Origin of the sequence: Frigidibacter sp. SD6-1 (assembly GCF_030143255.1) — a bacterium.
Classification (GTDB): domain Bacteria; phylum Pseudomonadota; class Alphaproteobacteria; order Rhodobacterales; family Rhodobacteraceae; genus TMP-24.
In genome coordinates this window covers 1-1019 of sequence record NZ_JARJNR010000034.1, presented here as the reverse complement: position 1 = coordinate 1019, position 1019 = coordinate 1, and the positions used below count along the sequence as shown (strand labels likewise).

Here is a 1019-nt window from a genome sequence, read left to right as displayed (position 1 = left end):
CAGGCGACGGATCTGGTCTGGCTGGGGCTGGAGGCGTCGGGGCAGAGCTCACGTCTCGGCGTGACGGCGGAGCATCCGCTCTATGTCGAGGGCCGGGGCTGGGTGCAGGCCGGGGAACTGGCGGTCGGCGACCGGATCGTGAATGCCGACGGCGGGGTGATCACGGTCGTCTCGCGGGAGCTGGGCGACCGGCCGACGCTCGTGCACAATCTCGAGGTCGCGGGCGCGCATACCTACTTCGCGGGCGAACTGGAGGCGTGGGGGCATAATGGTAGAAAATTCCGTGGTAGTAAACGCGCGGACGTTATGTGTAAGAACGGCGGTAAGTGTGTGCGCTGCGGCAAACCTGCTACGCACGCCGATCATATTTGGCCGTGGTCGAGGGGCGGCCAGACGGAGATTTGGAACGGGCAACCGCTGTGCGCGGCCTGCAATTTCCAAAAAAGTTGCTCTCTTCCCATTGAAGGGGTTGATTTGGATTGGAGGCCGCCGATGAAATGAAAAGCTCCATGGCGCTGATATGTAAACATTGCGAGAAGAGAGAACGGCCAATTCTCTTTGTCGCGTATACTCCATCTGATGGTATCTATCAGTTCTTGTGCGGCGAAGATGGGCACGAAGTTGACGATGCAGACCCGATCCACATCGATCATGTGGCTCAGGATGATCCGAGTGTGGTTGAATTGTTCAAGCATGATGTGCTTTTTGAAGCAGAGCGGGAGTCTGAGCAGCACCCGTGGCGGTTAGACTTCAATCCTGATCTCGACTAGTTGGTTGTTGTTGGGAGACTCGCAAGTTTTGAGTAGCGTGTGGTGGTTCCTACCCCGCCATCAAGGTTGAGAACTGACGCCGTCGGGCAAGGTCCGGATCGAGGACCTTCGCGAGGGCGATCTTGTGATCGCGCGGAACGAGGAGACGGGCCAGACCGGGGTCTTTCCGGTGACGGCGGTGATGGGGCGGCAGGCGACGGATCTGGTCTGGCTGGGGCTGGAGGCGTCGGGGCAGAGCTCACGTCTCGG

Annotated in this window: 3 protein-coding genes; all 3 read left to right on the top strand. The window is 59.9% G+C overall.

The annotated features are described in order from the left end of the window. On the top strand, window positions 1–501 hold a 501-nt coding region (locus P0645_RS19255), incomplete at its 5' end, for a polymorphic toxin-type HINT domain-containing protein (RefSeq protein ID WP_284166173.1). An 8-nt stretch (window positions 502–509) separates the two neighbouring features. Continuing rightward, on the top strand, window positions 510–770 hold the full coding sequence (locus P0645_RS19250) for a hypothetical protein (RefSeq protein WP_284166172.1): 261 nt from the start codon (window positions 510–512) through the stop codon (window positions 768–770). A 73-nt stretch (window positions 771–843) separates the two neighbouring features. Then, the coding region (locus tag P0645_RS19375) for a polymorphic toxin-type HINT domain-containing protein (protein ID WP_349814652.1) at window positions 844–1019 on the top strand (176 nt) is incomplete at its 3' end.

Bases quoted from the DNA above. Each gene is read 5' to 3' on its own strand.
- P0645_RS19250 (WP_284166172.1), top strand. From the start codon at position 510: ATGGCGCTGATATGTAAACATTGCGAGAAGAGAGAACGGCCAATTCTC.